At 75.0% G+C, this 25,489-nt stretch carries 22 protein-coding genes; 8 read left to right on the top strand and 14 right to left on the bottom strand.

The window, feature by feature from the left end; all coding sequences use genetic code 11:
- Nucleotides 1-41 precede the first annotated feature (41 nt).
- The 5 genes from DQ238_RS14600 to DQ238_RS14580 all read right to left on the bottom strand — a co-directional run bounded on the left by DQ238_RS14600 (nucleotide 42) and on the right by DQ238_RS14580 (nucleotide 6,224).
- Complete coding sequence (locus DQ238_RS14600; protein ID WP_113781999.1) at nucleotides 42-1,073, bottom strand: hypothetical protein; 1,032 nt, start codon at nucleotides 1,071-1,073, stop codon at nucleotides 42-44.
- Nucleotides 1,074-1,131: 58 nt separating this feature from the next.
- Nucleotides 1,132-1,389, bottom strand: a complete 258-nt coding sequence (locus tag DQ238_RS14595) for a hypothetical protein (protein ID WP_113781998.1) — start codon at nucleotides 1,387-1,389, stop codon at nucleotides 1,132-1,134.
- Between the two features lie 449 nt (nucleotides 1,390-1,838).
- Nucleotides 1,839-3,116: a (Fe-S)-binding protein gene (locus tag DQ238_RS14590; protein WP_113781997.1), complete on the bottom strand. Its 1,278-nt coding sequence runs from the start codon at nucleotides 3,114-3,116 to the stop codon at nucleotides 1,839-1,841.
- Nucleotides 3,113-4,495 (bottom strand): FAD-binding oxidoreductase, encoded by a 1,383-nt coding sequence (locus DQ238_RS14585; RefSeq protein ID WP_113781996.1) that lies wholly within the window; start codon nucleotides 4,493-4,495, stop codon nucleotides 3,113-3,115. The genes DQ238_RS14590 and DQ238_RS14585 overlap by 4 nt, the downstream gene beginning before the upstream one ends.
- A gap of 199 nt (nucleotides 4,496-4,694) precedes the next feature.
- Nucleotides 4,695-6,224 carry a glycerol-3-phosphate dehydrogenase/oxidase gene (locus tag DQ238_RS14580; RefSeq protein ID WP_233495978.1) on the bottom strand — a complete coding sequence of 510 codons (1,530 nt, stop codon included), beginning with the start codon at nucleotides 6,222-6,224 and terminating at the stop codon, nucleotides 4,695-4,697.
- Between the two features lie 16 nt (nucleotides 6,225-6,240).
- On the opposite strand from DQ238_RS14580, the gene DQ238_RS14575 reads away from it, so the two are divergent.
- From DQ238_RS14575 to DQ238_RS14560, 4 genes are all read left to right on the top strand, one after another.
- Nucleotides 6,241-7,947, top strand: a complete 1,707-nt coding sequence (locus tag DQ238_RS14575; protein WP_113782070.1) for an FAD-binding oxidoreductase — start codon at nucleotides 6,241-6,243, stop codon at nucleotides 7,945-7,947.
- Nucleotides 7,948-8,134: 187 nt separating this feature from the next.
- Nucleotides 8,135-9,379 (top strand): arginine deiminase, encoded by a 1,245-nt coding sequence (locus DQ238_RS14570; RefSeq protein ID WP_113781994.1) that lies wholly within the window; start codon nucleotides 8,135-8,137, stop codon nucleotides 9,377-9,379.
- A 110-nt stretch (nucleotides 9,380-9,489) separates the two neighbouring features.
- Complete coding sequence (locus tag DQ238_RS14565) at nucleotides 9,490-9,816, top strand: multidrug efflux SMR transporter (protein WP_113781993.1); 327 nt, start codon at nucleotides 9,490-9,492, stop codon at nucleotides 9,814-9,816.
- A 1-nt stretch (nucleotide 9,817) separates the two neighbouring features.
- Entirely contained in the window at nucleotides 9,818-10,414 is a 597-nt protein-coding gene (locus DQ238_RS14560) for a TetR/AcrR family transcriptional regulator (RefSeq protein ID WP_113781992.1), read from the top strand.
- 34 nt (nucleotides 10,415-10,448) lie between these two features.
- On the opposite strand, the gene araA is transcribed toward DQ238_RS14560, so the two are convergent.
- The 8 genes from araA to DQ238_RS14520 form a co-directional block, all read right to left on the bottom strand.
- Nucleotides 10,449-11,951, bottom strand: coding sequence for an L-arabinose isomerase (gene araA, locus DQ238_RS14555; RefSeq protein WP_233495977.1), 1,503 nt, complete (start codon nucleotides 11,949-11,951; stop codon nucleotides 10,449-10,451).
- Between the two features lie 11 nt (nucleotides 11,952-11,962).
- The gene (locus tag DQ238_RS14550; RefSeq protein ID WP_113781991.1) at nucleotides 11,963-12,643 is read right to left on the bottom strand and encodes an L-ribulose-5-phosphate 4-epimerase; all 681 of its coding nucleotides are present in this window, start codon (nucleotides 12,641-12,643) and stop codon (nucleotides 11,963-11,965) included.
- A gap of 5 nt (nucleotides 12,644-12,648) precedes the next feature.
- The gene (gene araB, locus DQ238_RS14545; protein WP_113781990.1) at nucleotides 12,649-14,424 is read right to left on the bottom strand and encodes a ribulokinase; all 1,776 of its coding nucleotides are present in this window, start codon (nucleotides 14,422-14,424) and stop codon (nucleotides 12,649-12,651) included.
- A gap of 67 nt (nucleotides 14,425-14,491) precedes the next feature.
- The gene (locus tag DQ238_RS14540) at nucleotides 14,492-15,559 is read right to left on the bottom strand and encodes a LacI family DNA-binding transcriptional regulator (RefSeq protein ID WP_233495976.1); all 1,068 of its coding nucleotides are present in this window, start codon (nucleotides 15,557-15,559) and stop codon (nucleotides 14,492-14,494) included.
- Between the two features lie 90 nt (nucleotides 15,560-15,649).
- On the bottom strand, nucleotides 15,650-16,915 hold the full coding sequence (gene mmsB / locus DQ238_RS14535; RefSeq protein WP_113781989.1) for a multiple monosaccharide ABC transporter permease: 1,266 nt from the start codon (nucleotides 16,913-16,915) through the stop codon (nucleotides 15,650-15,652).
- Nucleotides 16,912-18,450, bottom strand: coding sequence for a multiple monosaccharide ABC transporter ATP-binding protein (mmsA, locus tag DQ238_RS14530; protein WP_113781988.1), 1,539 nt, complete (start codon nucleotides 18,448-18,450; stop codon nucleotides 16,912-16,914). The genes mmsB and mmsA overlap by 4 nt, the downstream gene beginning before the upstream one ends.
- Nucleotides 18,451-18,633: 183 nt before the next feature.
- Complete coding sequence (gene chvE, locus DQ238_RS14525; RefSeq protein WP_113781987.1) at nucleotides 18,634-19,788, bottom strand: multiple monosaccharide ABC transporter substrate-binding protein; 1,155 nt, start codon at nucleotides 19,786-19,788, stop codon at nucleotides 18,634-18,636.
- A 306-nt stretch (nucleotides 19,789-20,094) separates the two neighbouring features.
- Complete coding sequence (locus tag DQ238_RS14520) at nucleotides 20,095-21,030, bottom strand: DUF5926 family protein (RefSeq protein ID WP_113781986.1); 936 nt, start codon at nucleotides 21,028-21,030, stop codon at nucleotides 20,095-20,097.
- A 150-nt stretch (nucleotides 21,031-21,180) separates the two neighbouring features.
- Here DQ238_RS14520 and DQ238_RS14515 point away from each other — a divergent pair, with 150 nt between their 5' ends.
- From DQ238_RS14515 to DQ238_RS14505, 3 genes are read left to right on the top strand one after another with little or no spacing between them, the layout of a single operon-like run.
- Nucleotides 21,181-22,389, top strand: a complete 1,209-nt coding sequence (locus DQ238_RS14515) for a cytochrome P450 (RefSeq protein ID WP_113781985.1) — start codon at nucleotides 21,181-21,183, stop codon at nucleotides 22,387-22,389.
- 52 nt (nucleotides 22,390-22,441) lie between these two features.
- Entirely contained in the window at nucleotides 22,442-22,651 is a 210-nt protein-coding gene (locus DQ238_RS14510; protein WP_199506354.1) for a hypothetical protein, read from the top strand.
- Between the two features lie 56 nt (nucleotides 22,652-22,707).
- Nucleotides 22,708-24,321, top strand: coding sequence for a long-chain fatty acid--CoA ligase (locus tag DQ238_RS14505; RefSeq protein WP_113781984.1), 1,614 nt, complete (start codon nucleotides 22,708-22,710; stop codon nucleotides 24,319-24,321).
- Nucleotides 24,322-24,430: 109 nt separating this feature from the next.
- On the opposite strand, the gene DQ238_RS14500 is transcribed toward DQ238_RS14505, so the two are convergent.
- Nucleotides 24,431-24,760, bottom strand: a complete 330-nt coding sequence (locus tag DQ238_RS14500; RefSeq protein WP_233495975.1) for a rhodanese-like domain-containing protein — start codon at nucleotides 24,758-24,760, stop codon at nucleotides 24,431-24,433.
- Nucleotides 24,761-24,923: 163 nt separating this feature from the next.
- Between DQ238_RS14500 and DQ238_RS14495 the strand changes: the two genes are divergently transcribed.
- Nucleotides 24,924-25,433 (top strand): PH domain-containing protein, encoded by a 510-nt coding sequence (locus DQ238_RS14495; RefSeq protein WP_113781982.1) that lies wholly within the window; start codon nucleotides 24,924-24,926, stop codon nucleotides 25,431-25,433.
- Nucleotides 25,434-25,489: the final 56 nt, after the last annotated feature.

Here is a 25,489-nt window from a genome sequence, read left to right as displayed (position 1 = left end):
CGACCCCGCCGGCCCGGCGGGGTCGGCCGCGGTCGTCCCCGTCACCGCTGACCAGGGGCGACGAGGTGGCAACCGGTCGACCCGAGCGGCTCGACCGCGAAGCCCAGGTGGGTCAGGACGTCGGCGACCGCGGCGTTCATCGCCTGCTGCACCGCCGCGTCCGGCGCCGCGCCCCGGACCTGCTGCCGGCTCATCCGGTCGTGCTGGCGCCAGCTGACCAGGATGCCGCGGGCGGCGGGGTCGGGGACCAGGCACACCCCGCCGGCCGGGCCGGACCCGTCGCAGTCGTGCAGCGGCAACCCGGCCTCGAGCAGCGCCGCGGCCACCTCGACCACCAGCGTGGTCGTCGGGTCGGTGTCCGACACCAGCACGTCCCAGTCCTCGGCCAGCCTGTCCAGCTGCGAGCCGAGCTCGGCGAACCACGCCCGTTCCTCCGGCTCGGTCCGCGGGGACAGCGTCCCGTCGGGTCGACGCACGCCGTAGACGGCCCGGGCGCCCGCGGACGCCGGGAGCCCGCCGGCCAGGGCGGCCCAGTCCGCGTCCACCCGGTCGCCGAAGGGGCCGGCCATCGCCCGGACGGCTCGGCCGTCGGTGGCGCCCGCGCCGCGGAGCTCGGTGGCCAGCCACCACCCGACCGTCGTGCTCCCGGCGGCCGGCCCGTCTTCGAGCCGGTCGGTGCCGTCGGGCCCCGCCGGAGCCGCGGGTGGCGTCCGCCGACCGGACTGCCGGCGGGCCGCCGCGCGCCGTCGCCTCGGCGGGGCGGCCCGCCCGGTCCCGCCCTCGCCGTCTGGGCCGACCAGCACGCCCACCGCCGTCCGGGAGCGCTGCCCGGCCTCGGTGGCGGCGCCACCCGGGGGGTGCGGCGTCCGCAGGTCGCGCCGGATCCCTCCCGGTGCCGCAGGGCCACCGGCGGGGGGCTGCCCTCCCCCCGACGGCACGGCCGGCGGCTGCGCCTGCTCGCGCACGCGCCGGCGCTCGGCCTCGTAGCGGGCGGTCGAGCCGGCGCCCAGCACGATGACCACCCCGGTCAGGGCGAGGAAGCCCACCACGGCCACCGTCGGCCAGAACAGCATCACTGCACCTCTCCGTGCTGCGGGTCAGTCGTCGGACAGGGCGGGCCGGCCGCCCGGTTCACCAGGCGCACCAGGCGCCCTGCGGGCCGGCGCCCCAGTTGGCCGCCCGCTGCACCCAGGTGCGCAGCCGCTCGCGCAGCCCGGTGGCCGACCAGCCGGCCGTGCGGCGGATCGGCGCCGGCCAGCCCGAGGCCGGGGCCCGGTCGGCGGGCACACCGACCAGGTCCAGCAGCGCCGTCAGGCTCAGCCCCACACCCGCCCGGTCCGGCTCGTTCCCGGTCGACAGCGGGGTCGTCGGTGCAACGGACGCGCTCATGCTGCGGTCTCCTCGGAGGACGTCGGACGCCGCGACCGGGAGCGCCGCGGACAGCCGAAAGCTAGGTCCCCCTGCCGCGCCGGCCGCCGCCCTCGACCCCGGTGCGGACGGCCCCGTCACCGGATCGTTGCCCACCCCCCGCCGAGCAGCCGGTGAACCGCCTCAGCACGCGCTGCCTTGTCGACATCCCTCCGGTCGCGCAGCGTGCTCGGCCGGTCAGCGGCCGCCGGTCACTCCGCGGCGGCCGCCGGACGCCGGCGTGTCGCGGTCGCGGACCTCCCCACCTCCTCCGGAGTTGATCATGGGGTTGTTGCCGCTCGACACGCCGCCCACCGCGTGTCGTCCCGCAACAACCCCATGATCGACTCGGAGGGAGGGCAGAGGGAGGGCAGAGGGAGGGCGCAGGGAGGGCGGACGGAGAGCTGGCGGAGGGCGGGGGAGGCGACCGATCAGAGAGCGTCCGGCCGGCCGGCGCCGGACGCACCCGGGTCGTCGGGCAGCGGGCGGTCGTTGAGGTGCGCCGCCAACCCGGCCGGCTCGTCGGCCGGCACCTGGGCGCGGCGGGGCCGCGCGGGCAGCCGCAGCCGACGGCGGGGCAGCCCGCCGTCCTGCGCGGCGGCCAGCAGCTCGGTCAGGTGCAGCACGCGCACCCGCGACCGACGCCGCCGCAGGCCGCCGACCAGCTGCCGCTGACAGCCGGGGTTGACCACGACGACGTAGTCGACGCCGGCCGCCTCGATCTGGTCGAGCTTGGGGGCCAGCACCCGGCGGCTGTCCTTCGGCCGCAGCAGCGAGTAGGTGCCGGCCGAGCCGCAGCACCGGGCGGCGCCGGGCAGCTCGACGTGGTCGGCGACCGCGGCGATCAGCTCCCGCGGCTGACGCCACACGTCCATCCCGTTGCGCAGGTGGCAGGAGTCCTGCAGGGCGACCCGGGCCCGCCGTCCGTCGACGCGCAGCTCGCCGACGGAGAGCGACCCGTCGCTGGCTGACCGACCGACGAGGTACTCGGAGAACTCCTCCACCCGGTCGCGGCCGAGCACACCGGTCAGGTGCGCCGCGCAGCCGCCGGCGGTGGTGACGATCGTGCCCGGCAGCTGCTCGCCCAGCCGCCGGGCCATCTCCCGGCCCAGCTCCAGGTCGCCGTTGTGCGCGTGCAGCGCGCCGCAGCAGCCCTGGTCGGCGGGGCAGTCCAGCTCCGGGCGCAGCCGCCGCGCGGCCCGGCTCACGCCGGGGAACAGCGCGCGCTCGAAGCAGCCGAGCATCAGGTGCGGACCCTGCGGGGCCACGGTCGCGGTGCGCGCGTGCCCGCGGAAGGTACCCAGGCGCCGCACCAGCCAGTTGCGGACGACGACGTTGGTGAGCACCCGCGCCAGCGGCGGCCGGCGCCGGCCCTGCCACTGGGAGGAGCGCCAGTGCTCGAGCAGCTCGCCGTACTGGACGCCGGCCGGGCAGACCGGCTCGCACGCCCGGCAGCCCAGGCAGAACGAGGACTCCTCGCGCAGGGTCGGGTCGTCGTCGTCCAGGACGCCGGTCTCCAGCGCGCGCATCAGGGTGATCCGGCCCCGCGGGGAGGACTTCTCGTCCTTGCTCAGGGCGTAGGTCGGGCAGGCCGGCAGGCAGAAGCCGCAGGAGATGCACCGGTCGAGCAGCTCGGCCGGGAAGATGCCCCGGGACGCCGCGCCGGCCGCTCCCGGGGCGTCGGTGGCGCCCGACACCTCGGCGCTCACGAGCCCACCTTGCCCGGGTTGAGGATGCCGGCCGGGTCGAAGGCGGCCTTGATCCGCTTGGTCAGGGCCATCTGGTCGTCGCCCAACCGGTCGCGCAGGTAGGGCAGCTTGGCCGCGCCGACGCCGTGCTCCCCGGTGATGGTGCCGTCGAGCTCGAGGGCGGCGGCGAAGATCTCGGCGAAGGCGGCGTGCGTGCGCTCGGCGGCCGCCGGGTCGTGGACGTCGATGACCGCGGTGGGGTGCAGGTTGCCGTCACCGGCGTGGCCGAAGGTGCCGATGAGCAGGTCGTGCCGGGTGGCGACGGCCTCGATCCGGTCGACCATCTCGGCCAGCCGCGGGCGGGGCACGGTGACGTCCTCGAGCACGGTCAGCGTGTCGAGCCGGGACAGCGCGGGCAGCGAGCAGCGGCGGGCGGCCAGCAGCGCCTCGGACTGGGCGACCTCCTTGGCCACGGTGACCTCCAGCGCCCCCTCGTCGGCGCACAGCTCGCCCATGCGGGTCAGGTTGCGCTCCACGGCGTCCGGCTCGCCGTCGTCCCCGAACAGCAGCAGCGCGCCGGCGTCGGTGCGCAGCCCCAGCCGGGCGTAGTCCTCCACCGCGCCGATGCAGGTGCGGTCGAGGAACTCCAGCGTCGCCGGCACCACGCCGGAGCCGAGGACCGCACCGACCGCGCGGCCGGCGTCGGCCAGCGAGGGGAAGTAGGCCACCCCGGTGCTCGCCGTGGCCGGCATGGGCAGCAGCGCGAGGGTCACCTCGGTGATGACGCCGAGGGTCCCCTCCGAGCCGGTCAGCAGCCGGGTGAGGTCGTAGCCGGCGACGTCCTTCCACAGCCGGCCGCCGGTGCGGATGACCTCGCCGGTGGGCAGCACGACCTCCAGGCCGAGGACGTAGTTGCGGGTCACCCCGTACTTCAGGCCGCGCAGCCCGCCCGCGCAGGTGGCGACGTTGCCGCCCACCGTGGAGACGGTGCGGCTGCCCGGGTCGGGGGCGAACAGCAGCCCCTTCGCGGCTGCCGCCTCGGCGACCGCGGCCGTGGTGGCGCCGGGCTCGGCGCGGACCAGCAGCTCGTCGGCGCTGACCTCGAGGACGCGGTCCATCCGGGTGAGCACCAGCAGGATCCCACCCCGCAGCGGCACCGTCCCGGCGCACAGGTTCGACCCGGCGCCGCGGGGCACGACCGGGATGCGGTGCGCGGTGGCCAGCCGCAGGACGGCGGCGACCTCGGCCGTGCGCGCCGGGAACACCACCGCGTCCGGCGGGGAGGAGAACAGCGGGGTGGCGTCGCGGGCGTAGGGCGCGACCTCGCCCTCGCGGTGGCGCACGTGCTCGCGGCCGACGATGGACTCCAGCTCGGCCAGCACCCCGGGATCCAGCGCCACGTCGCACCCCCTCACGGCCACGGGGTGGGCCCCTCCGTCTCGGCCGCTGCGACGAGCCTAGTGACCCGCCCGACATCCGGCTCCCCGCGCAGGGCGGCCCGCGCTCCTCGCGGCCAGATCGGCGATGTGGTCGCCTCCGGGGCCAGGAAGCGGCCAGATCGCCGATCTGGCCGCGAGGTCTGCACCGGGGGCGGCCGGCTCAGAGCTCGGCGGCCAGCACCCGCTCGGCGACCGGCACGGCGCGCGCCCGGTCGGCCGGCACCAGCCCGATCCGCACCCGGCGGTCGAGCAGGTCGGCGACCGACCGCGCCCCCTCGGCCCGCACCGCGAAGCGCAGCTCCCCCACCGTCTCCGGCCGGCCGTCGACCACCGGCTCGCTGCCCAGGGCCGCGACCGCCGGGGCCTCGGTGCCGTACCGCGCCACCAGCCGCCGCGGCGCGGCCACCCGGTCCAGCGCTGTCCGCGGCGCCGCCCCGACCAGCGGCAGGCGGGCGGTCGGCGACCGCGGCGCACCCCGGCCGAGGCGGGCGACCGCCGCGTCGACGACCTCCTCGGCCATCGCCCGGTAGGTGGTCAGCTTGCCGCCGACGACGGTGAGGACCGGGCCGTCCTCCCGCAGCAGGTGCCGCCGGGAGAGGTCGGCGGTGGCGTTCCCGGGACCGGCGCCGGCCGACGCGGGCAGCACCAGCGGCCGCAGCCCGGCGTAGCAGCCGACGACGTCGGCGCGGGTCAGCGGCTCGACCAGCACCTGGTTGACCGTGTCGAGCAGCTGCGCCACCTCGGCGTCCGACGGCAGCGGGTCGGCGTCGGGCACCGGGCCGGGCACGGGCTCGTCGGTCAGCCCCAGGTACACCAGCCCCTCCGGCTGCGGCAGGGCGAAGACGTAGCGCGAGCGCGACCCCGGCAGGGGCACGGTCAGCGCGGCGGACGGCGCCCCGAGCCGCGCCGCCGGCACCACCAGGTGCGACCCGCGCGAGGGCACCAGCCGCACGCCCGGCGCCAGCCGCTGCGCCCACACACCGGTGGCGTTGACCACCACCCCGGCCCGCAGCGCGAGGGCCTCGCCGTCGTCGAGCTCGACGTGCACGTCGGCGCCGTCCACCGCGCGCACCGCCGCGCCGGTCACCATCCGGGCGCCGCCCGCGGCCGCCGTCCGGGCCAGGGCCACCACCAGCCGCGCGTCGTCGGCCAGCTGCCCGTCCCAGAACACCACCCCGCCCCCGCGGCCGCGCACGCCCGGCGTCAGCCGGGCGACCTCGGCGGCGCCGACGCGCCGGGTCGCGGGCAGGGAACGGCGGCCGCCGGGCACCGAGGCCCGGACGGCGTCCCCGAGCCGCCCGCCGAGCGCGGCCAGCGCGCTCGCCGTCCGCCCGGCGGCGTCGGGCACGAGGAAGGGCAGCGGGCGGACCAGGTGCGGCGCGGTCACCCCCATGAGGACGGCGCGCTCGCGGGCGCTCTCCCGGGCCAGCCCGAGCTCGCCGTGCGCCAGGTAGCGCAGCCCGCCGTGGACGAGTTTGGACGACCACCGGCTGGTGCCCGCCGCCAGGTCGGCGCGCTCCAGCAGCACGACCGACAGCCCGCGCGCGGCGGCGTCCAGGGCCGCGCCCGCGCCGGTCACCCCGCCGCCGACGACCACCACGTCGACCGCGGCACCGGCGACGGCGTCCAGGTCGGCGGCCCGCCGCTCCGGGGAGAGCACCGCGCCGTGGACGGGTCCGGGACCGGGCACCCGGCAGACTGTAGCCGTGCCCGAGCAGCCCGAACTCACGATCCAGGGCTGGGGGCCGGCCACCCGCCCCCGCGACGCGACGGTCACCGGCGGGACGGAGGCCGACGACGGCACCCTGCAGCTGACGGCCTTCCCCGACCTCGCGGAGCTGCTGCCCAGGACCGCCCGCCGGCACCTGGCGCGGGAGCTGGACTGGACGCCGCGGCGCACCCCGCCGGTGCCGGTCGCCGACATCCGGCTGGCGCCCTCCCGGCTGGCCGAGGACTACCGGTTGCGGCTGGTCGAGCTGCTGGGCGAGGAGCACGTGCGCACCGACCGGGAGACCCGGCTGCGCCACGCCGGCGGCAAGAGCTACCTCGACCTGCTGCGCCGGCGCGAGGGCGACGCCTCCGACGCGCCGGACGCCGTGGTCGCACCGGGCAGCACCGAGGAGACCGCCGCGCTGCTGGCGCTGTGCAGCGGGATGGGCGTCGTCGCGGTGCCCTTCGGCGGCGGCACCAGCGTCGTCGGCGGCCTGTCGGGCATCGACGCCGACGACCGGCCGTCGGTCTCGGTCGACCTGGCCCGGATGGCGGGGGTGCGGGCGCTGGACGTCGCGTCGTCCCTGGTGACGGTGGGGCCGGGCATGCGCGCCCCGGCGCTGGAGGAGCACCTGGAGCGCTCCGGCCTCACCCTCGGGCACCTGCCGCAGAGCTGGGAGTACGCCACCCTGGGCGGGTACGCGGCCACCCGCTCGGCGGGGCAGGCCTCCACCGGCGTCGGCCGCTTCGACGACCTGGTGGCCGGGCTGACGCTGGCCACGCCGTCCGGGGTGCTGCAGGTCGGCTCCCCACCCGCGTCGGCGGCCGGCCCCGACCTGCTGGGTCTGGTGCTGGGGTCGGAGGGGGCGCTCGGCGTCATCACCGAGCTGACGCTGCGGGTCCGCCCCCGGCCGCGGGCCCGCGCCTACGAGGGCTGGTCGTTCCGGTCGTGGGCCGCCGGGCTGGCCGGGCTGCAGCGGCTGGCCCGGCACGACCTGCTGCCCGACGTCGTCCGCCTCTCCGACCCCGACGAGACGCGCGCCAACCTGCTCATGGCCGCGGGCCGAGGCGCCGCGGCGCTGCGCGGCGTGCTGCGGGTGCGGCGGCGCGGCGAGGGCTGCCTGCTGGTCGTCGGCTGGGAGGGGCTGCCCCCGCTGCTGCGCGCCCGCCGGCGGGCGGCGGTCTCGGTGCTGCGCGAGAGCGGGGCGGTGCGGGTCGGCCGGCGGGTCGGCGAGTCGTGGCGGAGGCACCGGTTCGCCGCGCCCTACACCCGCGACAGCCTCCTCGACGCCGGCCTGCTGGTCGAGACCCTGGAGACGGCGGCCACCTGGACGGCGCTGCCCACCGTCTACGACGCCGTCCGCGGGGCGCTGGGCGAGTCGCTGGGCCGGCGCGGCAAGCCGGCGCTGGTGATGAGCCACGTCTCGCACGGCTACCCGACCGGCGCCTCGCTGTACGTCACCGTGCTCGCCGACCGCGACGACGCCCTGCCCATCCAGCAGTGGCTCTCCGCCAAGCGTGCGGCGACCGACGCGCTCATGGCCGCCGGCGGCACGCTCACCCACCACCACGCCGTCGGCGCCGACCACCGACCCTGGCTGGAGCGCGAGATCGGCCCGCTGGGCGTGGAGGTGCTGCGGGCGGTCAAGCAGCGGCTGGACCCGGCGGGTGTCTGCAACCCCGGCGTCCTGCTCCCCGAGTGACGAAGGACCCCGTCCTGGGTCCCGGCCCGGCCCCGGCCCGCACGATCAGCTGGGATCACCGCGACGCGTCCTGGCTCACCGTCGACCGTGAGCCAGGACGCGCCACGACCAGCTCAGCTGATCATCCGCCGGGCCCACCAGGCGGTGGTGCGCGGCCGTCGTCCACCGGCTGTGCCAGCCTCGCCTCATGACCGCACCCGCCGCCGACACCGCCATCCCGGGCGCGACCAGCGAGGTCGGGCCGCTGCGGACCGTCCTGCTGCACCGGCCCGGCGACGAGCTGCGCCGGCTGACCCCGCGCAACAACGACCAGCTGCTCTTCGACGGGGTGCCGTGGGTGCCGCGGGCGCAGGAGGAGCACGACGCCTTCGCCGCCGCGCTCACCGCCCGCGGGGTCGAGGTGCTCTACGTCGACCGGCTGCTGGCCGAGGTGCTCGACGTCCCGGCGGCCCGCGCGGAGCTGATCGACGCGGCCGTCGACGACCCGCGGCTGGGGGCCACGCTCACGCGGACGGCGGCCGCCCACCTGGGCGACCTCCCGCCCGAGGACCTCGCCGCCACGCTCATCGCCGGGCTGGCGCACGACGAGCTGCCCGGCGCGCGCGGCCTCTCCTACGAGCTCATGGACCGCTCCGACTTCGTCGTCCGGCCGTTGCCCAACCTGCTGTTCACCCGCGACTCGTCGGTGTGGGTGGGCGACGAGGTGGCGGTCACCTCCCTGGCGATGCCGGCCCGCCACCGGGAGAGCACCATCACCGCCGCCGTCTACGCCCACCACCCGCGCTTCGCCGGTGCCGAGCAGCTCTACGACGCCTCCCTGGAGCACCTCGAGGGCGGTGACGTGCTGCTGCTGGCGCCCGGGGTGGTGGCGGTCGGCGTGGGCGAGCGGACGACGCCCGGCGGCGCAGAGCGGCTGGCGCGGCGGGTGTTCGCCCGCGGCCTGGCGCACACGGTGCTGGTCGTCCCGATCGCCCAGCAGCGGGCCACGATGCACCTGGACACCGTCGCCACCATGGTCGACGTCGACGCGTTCGTCATGTACCCCGCCGTCGCCCACGACCTGGTGGCCTGGACGGTCACCGCCGGGGAGGGTGGGGCCGGCCGGCTCGCCGACGCCGACACGACCGACCTGGCCGTCCGCGGCCCGGCCCCGTTCCTGGAGGCCGCCGCGGCGGCGATGGGCCTCGACCGGCTGCGGGTGATCGACACCGGCCTGGACCCGGTCACCGCCGAGCGCGAGCAGTGGGACGACGGCAACAACACCCTCGCCCTCGCCCCGCGGCTGACCGTCGCCTACGAGCGCAACACCGTCACCAACGAAGCGCTCGAGGCGGCCGGGATCGAGGTGGTCCGGATCGTCGGCTCCGAGCTCGGCAGCGGCCGCGGCGGCCCACGCTGCATGTCCTGCCCCGTCTCCCGCGTCCCGCTCTGACACCCGCTCCGGGTCCGGCGCCGAAGGCCGACCACCGTCTGGCACGGCCGTACCAACCAAGCTGTACGGTCGTACCAGTTCGATGCGGAGCCGGTCCGGAGGGGGACGACGTGGCCTGGGCGCTGGTGATCGTGGCGGGACTGTTCGAGACGGCGTTCGCCGTCTCGCTGAAGCTGTCCGACGGCTTCACGCGGTGGGGCTGGACGCTCTCCTTCACCGCCTGCGCGGCGGTGAGCTTCACGCTGCTCAGCCTGGGGCTGCGCCAGCTCCCGGTCGGCAGCGCCTACGCGGTGTGGACCGGCATCGGCGCGGCCGGCACCGCGGTCGTCGGCATGGTGTTCCTGCGCGACCCGGTCACCGTCGTCCGGTTGCTGTCGATCCTGCTGATCGTCGCGGGCGTCGTGGGGCTCAACCTGTCGCCGTCCTCGGCACACTGAGGTGCCCGGACCGGACGCCGCCACGCCCAGGGGCGCCGCGCGCCGGGACGCGCTGGTCGCCGCGGCCGCGGCCCTCCTCGCCGCGGCGGGACCCGACGCCGTCTCGCACCGCGCCGTCGCACGCACCGCCGGGGTGCCGTTGGCGGCCACGACCTACTACTTCGCCGGCCTCGACGACCTGCTGGCCGCCGCCACCGAGCGCATCGCCGCGGAGGAACTGGCCGCGGCCGGCGCGCTGGTGCACGCGCTGCCGCGGCGGCGCCGCTCCCCGGCCGTCACGGCCGCGGCGCTGGTCGAGGTCCTCCTGGGCCGGCGCCGGGACGACGCCGAGCTGCTGGCCTTCTACGAGCGATTCCTCGCCACGGGCCGCCACCCCGCGCTGCGGCCGGTGCTGCGGGGAACCCGCGACCGGGTCGACGCCCTGCTCGTCGACGTGCTGCAGCGCTGCGGCCGGCCGGGCGCCGACGTCGCCACGCTCGTCGCCGTGGTGGACGGTACGATCCTGTCCGCCCTGCTCGAGGGCGACGGCCGAGCACGGGAACGGGCCCGGGACGCCGTCGAGACGCTGCTGCGCCGGGAGGCGCTCCTCGCGGGGTGACCCGACGGGACCGCCGGCCGGACGAGGCCCGGGTCTACAGGCCCTGGGCGAGGCGGTGGTAGGCGGCGCTCCAGCGCAGCTCCTTGGCCAGGCTGCGCCGGGTGGTGTCGGCGTCGATGAGCACCAGCTCGGTGGAGAACACCTCGGCCAGGTCGGTGAGCTCGTCGGCCCCGAGCGCCGTCGACAGCACCGTGTGGTGCGGGCCGCCGGCGGTCAGCCAGCCCTCGGTCGCCGTCTCGAAGTCCGGCCGCGGCCGCCACACCGCGCGGGCCACCGGCAGGTTCGGCAGCGGCTCGTCCGGTTCGACGACGTCGATCTCGTCGGCCACCCAGCGGAACCGGTCGCCCAGGTCGCACCAGCCGACGACGACGCCCGCGCCGGGGGCCGCGGTGAACACCAGCCGGGCCGGGTCCTCGCGGCCGCCGATGGACAGCGGGTGCACCTCCACCCGCGGCCGCTCCCCGGCGAGGGTCGGGCACACCTCGAGCATGTGCGCGCCGAGGATCTTCGGGGTGCCGGTGAGGTCGTAGGTGTAGTCCTCCATGAAGGAGGTCCCGCCGGGCAGCCCGGCGGCGGCCACCTTCAGCACCCGCAGCAGCGCCGAGGTCTTCCAGTCCCCCTCGCCGCCGAAGCCGTAGCCGTCGGCCATCAGCCGCTGGACGGCGAGGCCCGGCAGCTGGCGCAGCCCGCCGAGGTCCTCGAAGTTGGTGGTGAACGCGCCGAAGCCGCCGTCCTCGAGGAAGCTGCGCAGCGCCGCCTCGACGCGGGCCTGGTAGCGCACCGCCTCGTGCCGTGGCGCGCCCGGCCGGCAGTCGTCGGCCCAGTCGTAGCGGTCGCCGTACTCCTCGACGAGGGCGTCGACGGCCTTGTCCTCCACGGCATCCACCACGGCGACCAGGTCGTCGACCCCCCAGGTGTTCACCGACATGCCGAAGCGGATCTCCGCCTCCACCTTGTCGCCCTCGGTCACCGCGACGTTGCGCATGTTGTCGCCGAAGCGGGCCAGCTTGAGCGACCGCGCCGCGTGCGCCGCCGTCGCCGCCCGCGCCCACGAGCCGACCCGGGCCCGCACCCGTGGGTCGGACACGTGCCCGGCGACCGTCGTCCGCGGCAGGCGCAGCCGGGTCAGGACGAACCCGTACTCCCGGTCGCCGTGCGCGGCCTGGTTGAGGTTCATGAAGTCCATGTCGATCGTCGCCCACGGCAGGGCGGCGTCGGCCTGGGTGTGCAGGTGCAGCAGCGGCAGCCGCAGCGCCTCGAGCCCGGAGATCCACATCTTCGCCGGGGAGAAGGTGTGCATCCAGGTGATGACGCCGACGCAGGACGGGTCCTCGTTGGCCGCACCCATCGCCCGGCGGATCGCGCCGGCGTCGGTGAGCACCGGCTTCCAGACCACCCGGACCGGGACCTCACCGGCCTCGTCCAGCGCCGCGGCGACCCGCTGCGACTGCCCGGCGACCTGCTGCAGCGTCTCCTCGCCGTACAGCCCCTGGCTGCCGGTCAGGAACCAGACCTCCGCTCCGGCGAAGGAATCCACGATGTCCGTCCTCACTGTCCGTAGACGTTCTGGTAGCGGGCGTACAGGGAGTCGACGTCGGCCTGCGCGATCGGCAGCGGCTCGCCGAGCTGGCGCGACAGGTGCACCGTGCGGGCGACGTCCTCGGTCATGACCGCGGCCTTCACCGCCGCGCGCGCCGAGGGGCCGATGGTGAAGACGCCGTGGTTGCGCATGAGCACCGCCGGCGAGCGCGAGCCGCGCAGCGTCTCCACGATGCCCCGGCCGATGGAGTCGTCCCCGATGAGCGCGAACGGCCCGACCGGGATCGGCCCGCCGAACTCGTCGGCCATCGCGGTGAGCACGCACGGGATCTCCTCCGCACGCGCCGCCCACGCCGTGGCGTAGGGGCTGTGGGTGTGCACCTGGCCGTGCACCTCGGGCACGTGCCGGTAGACGTAGGCGTGCGCGTCGGTGTCGCTGGAGGGCAACTTCACCCCGTCCACGGCGTTGCCGTCGAGGTCGCAGACGGTGATGCCCTCCCAGGTCAGCTCGTCGTAGGAGACGCCGCTGCCCTTGATGACGAACAGCTCCTCGCCGGGCACCCGCTCGGAGACGTTCCCCGAGGTCCAGGTCACCAGCCGGTAGCGGGTGAGCTCGGCGTGCAGGGCGGCGACGTGCTCGCGCTGCGCCCGGTGGGTGCCCCGCTCGGTGCGGGGCTGGGTGGCAGTCACACCGATCACTCCACGGTCAGGGCAGATGTGGTGGTGCCGGACTCCGGGACCAGGGCGGACGAGGTGGTCTCGACGTCGGCGACCTGCGGCTCGGTCTCCCGGCGGCCGGCCCGGGCGACGGCGTCCCGGCGGATGGCCCGCAGCCGGTGCAGCACGTCGTTGCCCCCGCGGCCGAAGTGGTCGTGCAGCCGCACGTACTCGGCGTAGAGGGCGTCGTACCGCGCGGCCCGCTCCTCGTCGGGGACGTAGACCGCCCGCTGCACCTTGCCCATCGCGGCGGCCGCCGCGTGCACGTCCGGGTACGCGCCGGCCGCCACGGCGGCGAAGACCGCCGAGCCCAGCGCCGGGCCCTGGTCGGAGCCGATCACCGACAGCGGACGCCGGGTGACGTCGGCGTAGACCTGCATGAGGAAGCGGTTCCTCAGCAGCCCGCCGGCGACGACCAGCTCGGTCACCGGGACGCCGCTGCCCTCGAACGCCTCGATGATGGTGCGGGTGCCGAACGCGGTCGCCTCCAGCAGCGCCCGGTAGGTGTCCTCCGGGCGGGTGGCCAGCGTCTGCCCGAGGACGACGCCGGAGAGCTCGTGGTCGACCAGCACCGAGCGGTTGCCGCCGTGCCAGTCCAGCGCGACCAGGCCGTGCTCGCCGACCTCCTGGGCGGCGGCCAGCTCGGTGAGGTGCTCGTGCAGCCCGAGCCCCCGGGCGGCGGCCGCGTCGGCGTAGGCGGCCGGGACGGCGGTGTCGACGAACCACCCGAAGACGTCGCCGACCCCGCTCTGCCCGGCCTCGTAGCCCCACAGCCCGGGGACGATGCCGCCGTCCACCACGCCGCACATGCCCGGCACCTCGCCGAGCACGTCGCTGCTCATGACGTGGCAGGTGGAGGTGCCCATGACCGCGAGCATCTGCCCGGGCTCGGTGGCCCGGGCGGCCGGCGCGGTCACGTGCGCGTCGACGTTGCCGACGGCGACGGCGATCCCCTCCGGCAGGCCGGTCCACGCGGCGGCCTCGGCGGTCAGCGAGCCGGCCCGCTCGCCGAGCTGGGCGATCGGGTGCTCCAGCTTCTCCTCGACGAAGGTCTCGAACGCCGGGTCCAGCGCGGCGAGGTACTCCCGCGAGGGGTAGCGCCCGTCTTGGTGGATGCCCTTGTAGCCGGCGGTGCAGGCGTTGCGGACGTAGGTGCCGCACAGCTGCCAGATGATCCAGTCGGCCGCCTCCACCCAGCGCTCGGTGCCGGCGTAGACCTCCGGGTCCTCCTCGAGCAGCTGCAGCGCCTTGGCGAACTCCCACTCGCTGGAGATGCGGCCGCCGTAGCGGGCCAGCCACTTCTCCCCGCGGTCCTCCGCCAGCCGGTTGATCCGGTCGGCGTGCGGCTGGGCGGCGTGGTGCTTCCACAGCTTGGGGTGGGCGTGCGGCCGGTCGCGGAACCGCTCGAGGTCGCACAGCGGCGTCCCGTCGGCGGTGGTCGGCAGCACGGTGCAGGCGGTGAAGTCGGTGCCGATGCCGATGACGGAGGACGGGTCGACCCCGCTGGCGGCCAGCGCCTCGGGCACCGCCGTCCGGAGGACCGCCAGCCAGTCCCCCGGCATCTGCAGCGCCCAGTCCGGCGGCAGCGGCTGCCCGGTCGACGGCAGCGTCCGGTCGACGACGGCGTGCTCGTAGGCGTGGACGGCGCTGCCCAGCTCCGCGCCGTCGGCCACCCGGACCACGACCGCGCGTCCGGACAGCGTCCCGAAGTCGACCCCGACGACGTGGGCCTCGGCGGCCCTCGGCTGCGACATCAGTCCTCCTGCTCCCGGTGGTGGTCGCGACGACGACCGGACGGCGTCACCATCGGCGATGTCAGCGTTAACACGATGATGGTCGGCCATGGGCGGGCACCGCGGTGACCGGTGCCGGCCCGGTGCTCGACCGCACCAGCAGGGCCGGCGGCACCGGTTCCAGGCGCAAGTCCTCGCCCCGGAGCCGGGCGAGCACGAGCTGCACCGCCCGGCGGCCCAGCTCGGCGAAGTCCTGGCGCACCGTGGTCAGCGGCGGGGTGAAGTACGGCGCCTCGGGTAGGTCGTCGAAGCCGACCACGCTGACGTCCCGCGGGGCCTCCAGGCCCTCCTCGTGGAGGGCGGCGAGCAGGCCCAGCGCCATCTGGTCGTTGGCCAGGAACACCGCGGTGACCTCCTCGCCGGCCCGGCGGCGGGCGGCCAGCTCCCGGCCGGCGGCGTAGCCCGAGGACGGCGTCCAGTCGCCGCGGGGATAGCCGGGCGCGCAGGCGCCGGCCGCGCACAGCTCCGCCTGCCAGCCCGCGATGCGGTCGCGGGCCTCCTTGGAGTCGGCGGGCCCGGCGACGTGGTGCACGGTGCGGTGCCCGAGGTCGAGCAGGTGCCGGGTGGCCAGCCGGGCTCCGGTCACCTGGTCCACGCCGACGGCGGGCTCCTCCACCGCTCCTCCGCTCTGGACGGTGACCAGCGGCACCGGCGTCGAGACCAGGTGCAGCGCCTCGGCCGCATCGTCGTAGGTGGCCAGCGCCAGGACCGCGTCGACCGACTGCGCGGCGAACCGGTCGACCGCGTCGTGCATGGCCTCCGCGGTCGCCTCGTCGAGGACGGTGACCGACAGCGAGTAGCCCGCCGACCGCGCCGCCTGCTCCAGGCCGACCAGGGTCTGGGCCGGGCCGTACTGGTTGATGGTGACGGTGACGAAGCCGAAGGTGCGGGTCGAGCCGGTGACCAGCGCCCGAGCGGCGGTGTTGGGCCGGTACCCGAGCTCGCGGATGGCCCGTTCGACCCGCTCCCGGGTCTGCGGGGCCACGTGGGGGTGCCCGTTGACCACCCGGGACACCGTCTGGTGGGAGACACCGGCGCGGGCGGCCACGTCGGACATGGCCAGCGCCCGGGACACCCCCTCCGGCTCCACCGTCACCCCTTCCGTCGAGGGGTCGGGCCGCCGGCCCCGTCGACCCCGTGGCGGTGCGGCCGGCCCCGCGGGACCGCCGCGGGGCCGCCTCCGCACTCAGCGCGCGGCGCCGGCCCGCCGCTTGTTGTAGACGTCGAAGGCCACGGCCAGCAGCAGCACCAGGCCCTTGACCACCGACTGCACGGACTGGTCGACGCCCATGAGCTGCATGCCGTTGCTCATGACGGCCATGATCAGACCACCGACCATGGCGCCCACGACGGTGCCGACACCGCCGGTGACGGCCGCGCCGCCGATGAAGGCCGCGGCGATGGCGTCGAGCTCGAACATGTTGCCCGCGGCGGGCTGGGCGCCGTTGGAGCGCGAGGAGAACACCACGCCGGCGACCCCGGCCAGGAAGCCCATGTTGACGAAGATCCAGAAGTTGACCGCGCGGACCTTGACACCCGACAGCGTCGCCGCCGCCAGGTTGCCGCCGATGGCGTACACCTGGCGCCCGAAGACGGTGCGCTTGGTGATGATGCCGTAGGCGATGATCAGCACGGCCAGGATGATCAACACGATCGGCAGACCGCGGGCGTGCGCCAGCTGCCAGGCGAACGCCATGACGACGGCGCCGACGGCCACGATCTTGGCGACGAACAGCGGGAACGACTCGACCGGCTGCTGGTAGCGGATGCGTGCCGTGCGGGTGCGCCAGGTGCTCACCGCGTAGCCGGCGACCGCGATCGCCCCGACGAGCAGGGTGAACGCGTCGTACCCGTTGCCGCCGATGAGCCCGTTGAGGAAGCCGCTGGCGATCCGGCCGTACTGCGGGGGGAACGGCGAGAGCGAGATGTTGTCCAGCACCTGCAGCGTCAGGCCGCGGAACAGCAGCATGCCGGCGAGGGTGACGATGAACGCGGGGATGCCGACGTAGGCGACCCAGAAACCGTGCCAGGCGCCGATGGCGATGCCGACGGCCAGGGCGGCGAGCACGCCCACCCACCAGGGCATCCCGTGCCGGATCACCAGCACGGCGGAGACCGCGCCGGTGAGCGCCACCACCGACCCCACCGACAGGTCGATGTGGCCGGCGATGATCACGATGACCATGCCGATGGCCAGGATCAGGATGTAGCTGTACTGCAGGACGATGTTGGTGACGTTGTTCGGCGACAGCGACGTCCCGCCGGTGAGGACCGCGAACAGCGCGATGATCACCACGAAGGCGACGTAGATGCCGCTCTGCCGCAGGTTGCGGGTGATCAGCGTGCGGACGTCACTGGTCCCGGTGCGCAGGGCGGTGGCAGGCGCGACGTCCTTGGGAGCCGTCGCCGTCTGCGCTTCCGGCTCCGACGACGGAGGCACGGTCCTGGTCATGCCACGAGCTCCTTCTCCTTGGTCATGAGCTCCATGAGGTTCTCCTGGGTGGCCTGGCCGACGGGCATCTCACCGGTGATCCGACCCGCCGACAGGGTGTAGATGCGGTCGCAGATGCCCAACAGCTCGGGCAGCTCGGAGGAGATGACCAGCACCGCCTTACCGGCCGCGACCAGCCGGTTGATGATCGTGTAGATCTCGTACTTCGCGCCGACGTCGATGCCCCGGGTGGGCTCGTCGAGGATGAGCACCTCGGGGTCGGTGAACAGCCACTTGGACAGCACGACCTTCTGCTGGTTGCCGCCCGAGAGCTTGCCGACGACCGCGGTGACGCTCGGCGCCTTGATGTTCATGTCCCGGCGGTAGCCCTCGGAGACCTTGATCTCCTCGTTGTCGTTCACCCAGCCGGCGCTGGCGAGCTTGTCCAGCGCCGCCGCGGAGATGTTGTGCCGGATGTCGTCGATCAGGTTGAGGCCGTAGTGCTTGCGGTCCTCGGTGGCGTAGGCGATCCCGATGTCGATCGCCTCGGCGACGCTGCGGGCCTTGACCTCCCGGCCGCGCACGAACAGCCGGCCGGAGACGTTGCGCCCGTAGGAGCGGCCGAAGATGCTCATCGCCAGCTCGGTGCGCCCGGCGCCCATGAGGCCGGCGATGCCCACGACCTCGCCGGCCCGGACGGTGAAGCTCGCGCCCTCGACGACCTTACGGTCCTGCGTCGGGTGCCAGACGGTCCAGTCCTCGACCCGGAGCACCTCGTCGCCGGGGCGCGACTGGCGCTCGGGGTAGAAGCTCTGCAGGTCGCGGCCGACCATCCCGCGGATGATCCGCTCCTGGGTGACCTCGCCGGCGTGCAGGCTCAGCGTCTCGACCGTCCGGCCGTCGCGGATGACGGTCACCTGGTCGGCGATCGCGGTGATCTCGCCCAGCTTGTGCGAGATCATGATGCAGGTGATGCCGCGCTCCCGGAGGCGCCGCAGCAGGTCGAGCAGGTGCGCGGAGTCGTTGTCGTTGAGCGCGGCGGTCGGCTCGTCGAGGATCAGCAGGCGGACGTCCTTGGACAGCGCCTTGGCGATCTCGACCAGCTGCTGCTTGCCCACGCCGAGCTGGCCGACCGGGGTGACCGGGTTCTCGGTCAGGCCCACCTCGTCGAGCAGGCGGCCGGCCTCGGCGTTGGCCTTGTTCCAGTCGATGAGCCCGCCGCGCCCCCTGCGTTCGTTGCCCAGGAAGATGTTCTCGGCGATGGACAGGTACGGCACCAGGGCGAGCTCCTGGTGGATGATCACGATCCCGACGTGCTCGCTGTCGCGGATGCCGTTGAAGCGGACCGGCTGACCGTCGTAGACGATCTCGCCCTCGTAGCTGCCGGTCGGGTAGACGCCGGACAGGACCTTCATCAGGGTCGACTTGCCGGCACCGTTCTCACCGCAGATCGCGTGGATCTCCCCCCGGCGGACCGCCAGGTTGACGTCCTCCAGCGCCTTGACGCCGGGGAAGGTCTTGGTGATGGAGCGCATCTCCAGGAGGTGGTCGTCCATGGGACCTCGTCGTCCTGTCGTCGGGGCGCAGCCCGTCGGTGCTCACGGCGCGCCCGCGGATGGTGGAGAGAGTGTGCGCCACCCGGACGGGGTGGGCAGGTCGTGCGGGGGACGGCGGTCCCGGTGGTGCCGGCCGGGCCCGGCAGCGACGGCTGCCGGGCCCGGCCGGGCTGGGGGTGCGAATCAGTCCGACTGGCCCTTGGCGACCTCGTCGGCCGTCCAGTAGCCGGAGTCGATCAGCACGGACTGGATGTTGTCCTTGTAGACCGTCTGGACCGGCAGCAGGTAGGACGGGACGACCTTCACGCCGTTGTCGTACGTGTCGGTGTTGTTGGCCTCCGGCTGGTTGCCCTCGGCGAACGCCTGGGCGGCGATGACGGCCTGCTCGGCGAGCTTGCGGGTGTCCTTGAAGATCGTCGAGCTCTGGACCCCGTCGTTGATCAGCTTGACCGAGGCGATCTCGGCGTCCTGCCCGGTCACGACCGCCATCGGGTTCGGCTGCGAGCTGAGCGTCGGGCCGTACCCGGCGTTGGTCAGCGCGGTGATGATGCCGCGGGACAGGCCGTCGTAGGGCGACAGGACGCCGTTGACCTTCGAGCCGTCGTTGTAGGTGCCGGTCAGCAGGTCTTCCATGCGCTTCTGCGCGGTCTCCTGCTGCCAGCGCAGGATGGCGACCTGCTCGATGTCGGTCTGCCCGGACTTGACGACCAGCGTGCCGTCGTCGATCAGCGGCTGCAGGACGTCCATGGCGCCGTCGAAGAAGAAGTGCGTGTTGTTGTCGTCCAGCGAGCCGGCGAACAGCTCGATGTTGAACGGACCGGTGGCGCTGCCCGCCGAGCCGTCCTCGTTCTTGATGCCCAGCCCGGTGAGCAGGGCGTTGGCCTGGGCCTGGCCGACGGCGAAGTTGTCGAAGCTGACGTAGAAGTCGACGTTCGCGCTGTCGCGGATGAGCCGGTCGTAGGAGATGACCGGGATGTCGTTGGACGCCGCGGTCTCCAGCTGGCCCGAGAGGGCGGTGCCGTCGATGGCGGCGATCACCAGGATGTCGGCACCCTCGGTGATCATCTGGTCGATCTGCTGCGACTGGGTCGGGATGTCGTCGTTGGCGTACTGCAGGTCGACCGTGTAGCCCTTGTCCTCCAGCTGCTGCTTGACGCTGTTGCCGTCGTTGATCCAGCGCTCGGAGGTCTGGGTCGGCATCGAGACGCCGATGGTCAGGTCCTCCGCGGCAGCGCTGCTGCCGGCGCCCCCGCTCCCGCCGGCACCCTCGCCGCCGCACGCCGCCAGGGTCAGCGCCAGGCTGGCGCTGAGGGCGGCGAAGCCGAGCCTCTTGCTCACGTGATCTCCTCCTCGAGACTGCTGCGCGCTCGACCCGGCGCAGGTCCGCCGATGGCGAGCGAACAAGTGTGAGCGCTAACAACCACGGTGCGTCAACCCCTGGCGGACGAGCTCGCGTCACGGTCTCGTAACGCTCGCGCCATCGGGTGACGACGCGTCCGCTCCCCGTCACGCGATCCGCGGACCCGTCACCCCGGGCGACGCCGCCGTCATCACCCGGCTGCCACCCGGGCATGGGAAGCGATGCACGCGTTTTCGGGCTTGAAACGCACGTATCGCTTCCCATGCCCGGGTGGGCCGCGGGGGTCAGCGGATGGTCACCTGGCGGGAGAGCAGGCCGGCGCGGGCCCGGCGCTCGTCGGCGGTCAGCGGGTCGGTCACGGCCAGCGCCTGCTCCAGCCGGGCCTGGAACTCGGTGGCCGGGCCGGTCCAGTCGGCGGCCGGGGCGTCGGCGGGCAGGTCCCACACCGGGACGACGAGGCCGTGCGCGCGGAAGGCCCCGGCGTAGCGGGTGCCCGCACCGAGGGTGATCGCCTCGGCCGCCCGCAGCCGGGCCAGCGCGTCGAGCAGCGGCTCCTCCGCCTCCGACCGCACCCAGCGCAGGTGCGCCCGCTCGCCGCTGGGCCGCACCCAGTAGGCGGCGCCGAGCCCCGGCAGCAACTCGGTCGGCAACACCGCCTGGTTGGCCTGCTCCAGCCCGGCGCGCGCGGCCGGTGAGGGGTCGGTGCCCTCGAGCCAGAAGCCGAAGTCGGGGTGGACGGTGACCTCGAGCGGGGCGTCCGGGTCGACCAGCTCCTGCAGCCGCGGCCCGGCCGAGCCGACGCCGCCGACCGGGCCCGGGTCGACCGGCGCGCCGGCAGGCGCCTGCAGGGCCGCGGCCAGCGCCGTCCCCAGGTCGCGGCTGACGTCGTCGGAGGAGGCCGGCAGCTGGACGCCGAGCAGGATCTCCCCGGTGGCCCGCACCAGCGCCGGCGCGCCGCCGGGCAGCACGCTGGCCAGGGTGACGTCGCGGCCGTCGGCCGTGCGCAGCGGCGCGGTGGCGGCCGGGACCAGCTCGCGCAGCGCCACCCAGTGCGGCTCGCCCGGCAGCCCCTCGAACGGCCGGGAGACCGGCGGCGCGTAGCCCGAGCCGTGGCAGTGCCGGTAGCGGCGGCCCGAGCCGCACGGGCAGGGCGCCTTGGGGTTGACGCCACCGTCGGCGGCAGGGGCGGCGGGACGCTTGCGGGTCGCGGGGCGGGCCATGGCGACGAGCGTAGGTGGGCGGCTGCGGCGGCCCCCGTCCAGAGACTCCGGCCCCGTCCCGGGTCCCGTCCCGAGCTCGCGAGGGGTGGGGAGGACGGGGTCCTTCAACGAGCCGTGGGGGCAGGGAGGTCCTTTCCCTAGGCTCCGGGGGTGACCACCACCGCCGTCCCGCTCGACCTCACCGACCCCGCCGTCGTCGCCGACCCCTACCCCGCCTTCGCGCGGGCCCGGGCGCAGGCGCCGGTGCAGTGGCACGAGGGGCTGGGGCTGTGGCTGGCGTTCACCCACGGCGAGTGCAACGCCGTCCTGCGCGACCGGCGGCTGGGGCGGATCTGGCGCGACAGGGAGCCGGCGGAGCGGTTCGGCAGCTTCAACCTGATCCACCGCAACGCGCTGCTGGAGATGGAGCCCCCCGACCACACCCGGCTGCGCCGGCTGGTCAGCGCCGCCTTCGCCCGCGGGCACGTCGAGCGGCTGCGGCCGTGGGTGGCGGAGCTGGCCGGCCGGCTGGCCGACGGGCTGGTCGAGCGCTCGGGCGGCCGGGAGCCGGTCGACGTGCTCTCCGGCATGGCCGAGCAACTGCCGGTCGACGTCATCGCCGAACTGCTGGGCATCCCCCTCGCCGACCGGCCGCTGCTGCGGCCGTGGTCGAACGCGATCGTGAAGATGTACGAGTACGGGCGGACGACGGCCGTCGAGGACGCCGCCGAGCGGGCCGCCGCCGAGTTCGTCGCGTACCTGCGCGGGCTGGTGGCCGACCGCCGCGCGCATCCGGCGAACGACCTGGTCAGCTCCCTGGTGCAGACGCGGGACACCGACGGCGACCGGCTCACCGAGGACGAGCTGGTCACCACCTGCATCCTGCTGCTCGACGCCGGCCACGAGGCCACGGTCAACGTCACGGGCAACGGGCTGCTCGCCCTCCTGCGCCACCCCGACCAGCTGCGGCGGCTGCGGGAGGACCCCGGCCTGCTGCCCACGGCGATCGAGGAGCTGATGCGCTTCGACTCACCGCTGCAGCTGTTCGAGCGCACCGCCACCGCGGACGTCGAGGTCGGCGGGGTGACCGTGCCGGCCGGGCAGAAGATCGCCGCGCTGCTGGGCGCGGCCAACCGCGACCCGGCCGTCTTCGCCGACCCCGACACCCTCGACGTCGGCCGCACCGACAACCCGCACCTCTCCTTCGGCGCCGGCATCCACTTCTGCCTCGGTGCGCCACTGGCCCGGGTGGAGCTGCAGGCCTCGTTCGGGGCGCTGCTGGACCGCACGTCGCGGCTGGAGCTCGGCGGCGAGCCGGTCCGCCGTCCGGAGTTCGTGATCCGCGGCCTGGCCGAGCTGCCCGTCGTCCTCGCGCCGTGACCTCCCGCCGCGACCTCGACCCGGGGTCGACGCTCCCGATCCGGTGCACGCGATGGCGGCCAGCGGCGGCCTCACCTGCGCCGAACTGGACCGGGAGGACCCGCGGCGTGAGCAGGTCATGACCGCCTCCTCCCTGCGCGCCTCTCTGTTCACCTCCGTGGTGGCCTTCGGGGTCGCCGCTCTGGCGGTGGGCCTGGGTGTCGTCCTGGCGTTGGTCGCGGTGGCGCTGTTCGCGGTCGCCCGGTCGCTCCCGAGCCGGTGAGCGCCAGCGTGTCTGCGCCGGTGGAACGTGAGCGGGGCCACTGGCACGATGCGGCCATGCGCGGGCTCATGCAGGACTACCCCCTGACCATCGATGCGATCTTCCGGCACGTCGAGCAGCACTACGGCGACGGCACCATCGCCACCGCCGGGCCGGGCGGGGTCACCCGGACGACGTACGCGGAGTGGGCCGAGCGCACCCGGTGCCTGGGCGGGGTGCTCGACACCCTGGAGATCAGCGCCGACGGCCGGGTGGGCACCTTCGGCTGGAACAGTCAGCGCCACCTGGAGCTGTACTTCGCCGCGCCGTCCACCGGGCGCGTGCTGCACACGCTCAACATCCGGCTGTTCCCCGAACAGCTGACCTACATCGCCAACCACGCCGAGGACGAGGTCGTCTTCGCCGACCGCTCGGCGCTGCCGCTGCTGTGGCCGCTGGTGGACACCATGAAGACTGTCCGGCACGTCGTGGTCATGGACGACGGCGGGGACGCCGAGATCCCCGACGACCCGCGCGTGCTCGACTACGAGACGCTGCTGGCCGAGGCCTCGCCGGTCGACTTCTCCGTCACCGACGAGTGGCGGGCGGCCTCGATGTGCTACACGTCCGGCACCACCGGCAACCCCAAGGGCGTCGTCTACTCCCACCGCTCGACGTTCCTGCACACCATGGGCGTGATGGCGCCCAACGCCTTCGGTCTGAGCATCCAGGACGTCGCGATGCCGGTCGTGCCGATGTTCCACGCCAACGCGTGGGGCATCGCCCAGGCCGCCCCGGCCGCCGGCGCCTCCCTGGTCATGCCCGGCCCGATGATGCAGCCGCAGGCGCTGGCCGACCTGATCGTGGACGAGGGCGTGACCTTCACCGCCGGCGTGCCGACCATCTGGCAGGGCGTGCTGCCGCACCTGGCCGGCCGGCCGCACCGGCTGCGCGAGATCGGCTGCGGCGGCTCGGCGGTGCCCAAGGCCCTGTCGGAGGCCTACCGGGAGCAGGTGGGCCTGGCGATCCTGCAGGCCTGGGGCATGACCGAGACCCACCCGGTGGCCTCTTCCGGCGTCCTGCCCCGCCGCTACCTGGACGCCGACGAGGAGACCAAGGCCACCCAGCGGGCGCGGGCCGGCATCCCGTTCCTCGGCGTGGAGGCGCGCATCGTCGACGCCGAGACCGGTGAGCCGCAGCCGTGGGACGACCAGGCCACCGGCGAGCTGCAGGTGCGCGGGCCGTGGTGCGCGCAGGACTACTACAACCCCGACGCCGGAGTGGTGCTGGCCACCCCGGACGGCTGGATGCGCACCGGTGACGTCGCCGCGCTGGACCCCTTCGGCTCGATCCGGATCGCCGACCGCACCAAGGACCTCATCAAGTCCGGCGGCGAGTGGATCAGCTCGGTGGACCTGGAGAACGTGATCATGAGCCACCCGAAGGTGAAGGAGGCCGCGGTCGTCGGCATCCCGCACCCGAAGTGGGACGAGCGCCCGCTGGCCTGCGTCGTCCTCAAGGAGGGCGAGTCGATGACCGCCGACGAGGTGCTCGAGCACCTGCGGCCGCTGGTGGCCAAGTGGTGGCTGCCCGACGCGGTGGAGTTCATCGACGAGGTGCCCAAGACCAGCGTCGGCAAGTTCTCCAAGAAGGACCTGCGCGCCCGCTTCGCGGAGTACCCCGCGAGCTGAGCCCCCCTGCTGCGCCGATCATCGGCGAGTGGCTGCCCCCACCGGGCGTGTCGGGCAGCCACTCGCCGGTGATCGCGGCCGGGGAGAGGCCCTGCAGGAGGGCCCTTCCTCAGCGGACGAAGGGGGGCTGGCCGGTCTCGCTGACCATGGGGCGGCCGGCGGCCTCCCACTCCCCCATGCCCCCGCCGACGTTCACCGCGTCGTAGCCGTTGGCGTTCAGCCACGCGGCCACCCGCGCCGAGCGGCCGCCACCGCGGCAGGTGACGTAGAGCGGATCGCCCTCGGGCAGGTCGTCGAGACGGGCGGGTACGTCCCCCATCGCGATGTGGGTCGCGTCCTCGATGTGGCCGGCCACCCACTCGTCGTCCTCCCGGACGTCGAGGACGACGGCATCCTCGGGGACCTCGCTGGCGGGCACGGTCGGGACCTGCTGCGGCATCACGCACCCCATCGTGCCAGCGCGGCACCGGACGATCGTGCCAGCACGGCACCGGACGTCGCCGGTCGCTCCGGGGCTGTCGGAGCCGGCGTCGGCGCGCAGCCCGGGCCGCGGACACCGCCCCGCCGAGCCGACGGGCCGTGCGCTGACAGGATGGACGGCGATGACCGCCGAGACCGCCGCGCCCGTCCGCGACCCGGCCTGGTCGCTGTCCCGCTCGGCGATCGGGCTGTGGGTCACCGAGGGGGTGCTGGGCACGCTGTCCTCCGGCGTCCTGGTGGCCGTGTTCCTGCTCCTCGTGCCGGACGACGGCCCCGTGCCGGTGCTGCGCTGGGTGCTGCCGGCCCTGGTGCTGGGGTACGCGGTCGTCGCGATCGGGGTGCGACCGTGGGTCCGCTACCGGGTGCACCGCTGGGAGGTCACCGAGGAGGCGGTGTACACCCTCACCGGCTGGCTCACCCGCACCTGGACGCTGGTGCCGATCTCCCGCATCCAGACCGTCGACGTGACGCGCGGGGTGTTCCAGCAGCTGTTCGGCCTCGCCTCGGTCGCCGTGCTCACCGCGTCCTCCCAGGGGACGGTGCGGGTGCCGCACCTGGAGGCCGACGTCGCGCAGCGGGTCGCCGACGACCTCGCCCACCGGGCCGAGCTGGTCCGCGACGAGGTGACGTGAGCGGACCGGGGCGGCCATCGTGGCCACAAAGGCCCCCGGGGGAGGTGCGGCGGACG

Origin of the sequence: Geodermatophilus sp. TF02-6, assembly GCF_003319115.1 — a bacterium.
Classification (GTDB): Bacteria; Actinomycetota; Actinomycetes; order Mycobacteriales; family Geodermatophilaceae; genus Geodermatophilus.
The sequence above is the reverse complement of the archived record's forward strand: the minus strand, read 5'-3'. Positions and strand labels throughout refer to the sequence as shown.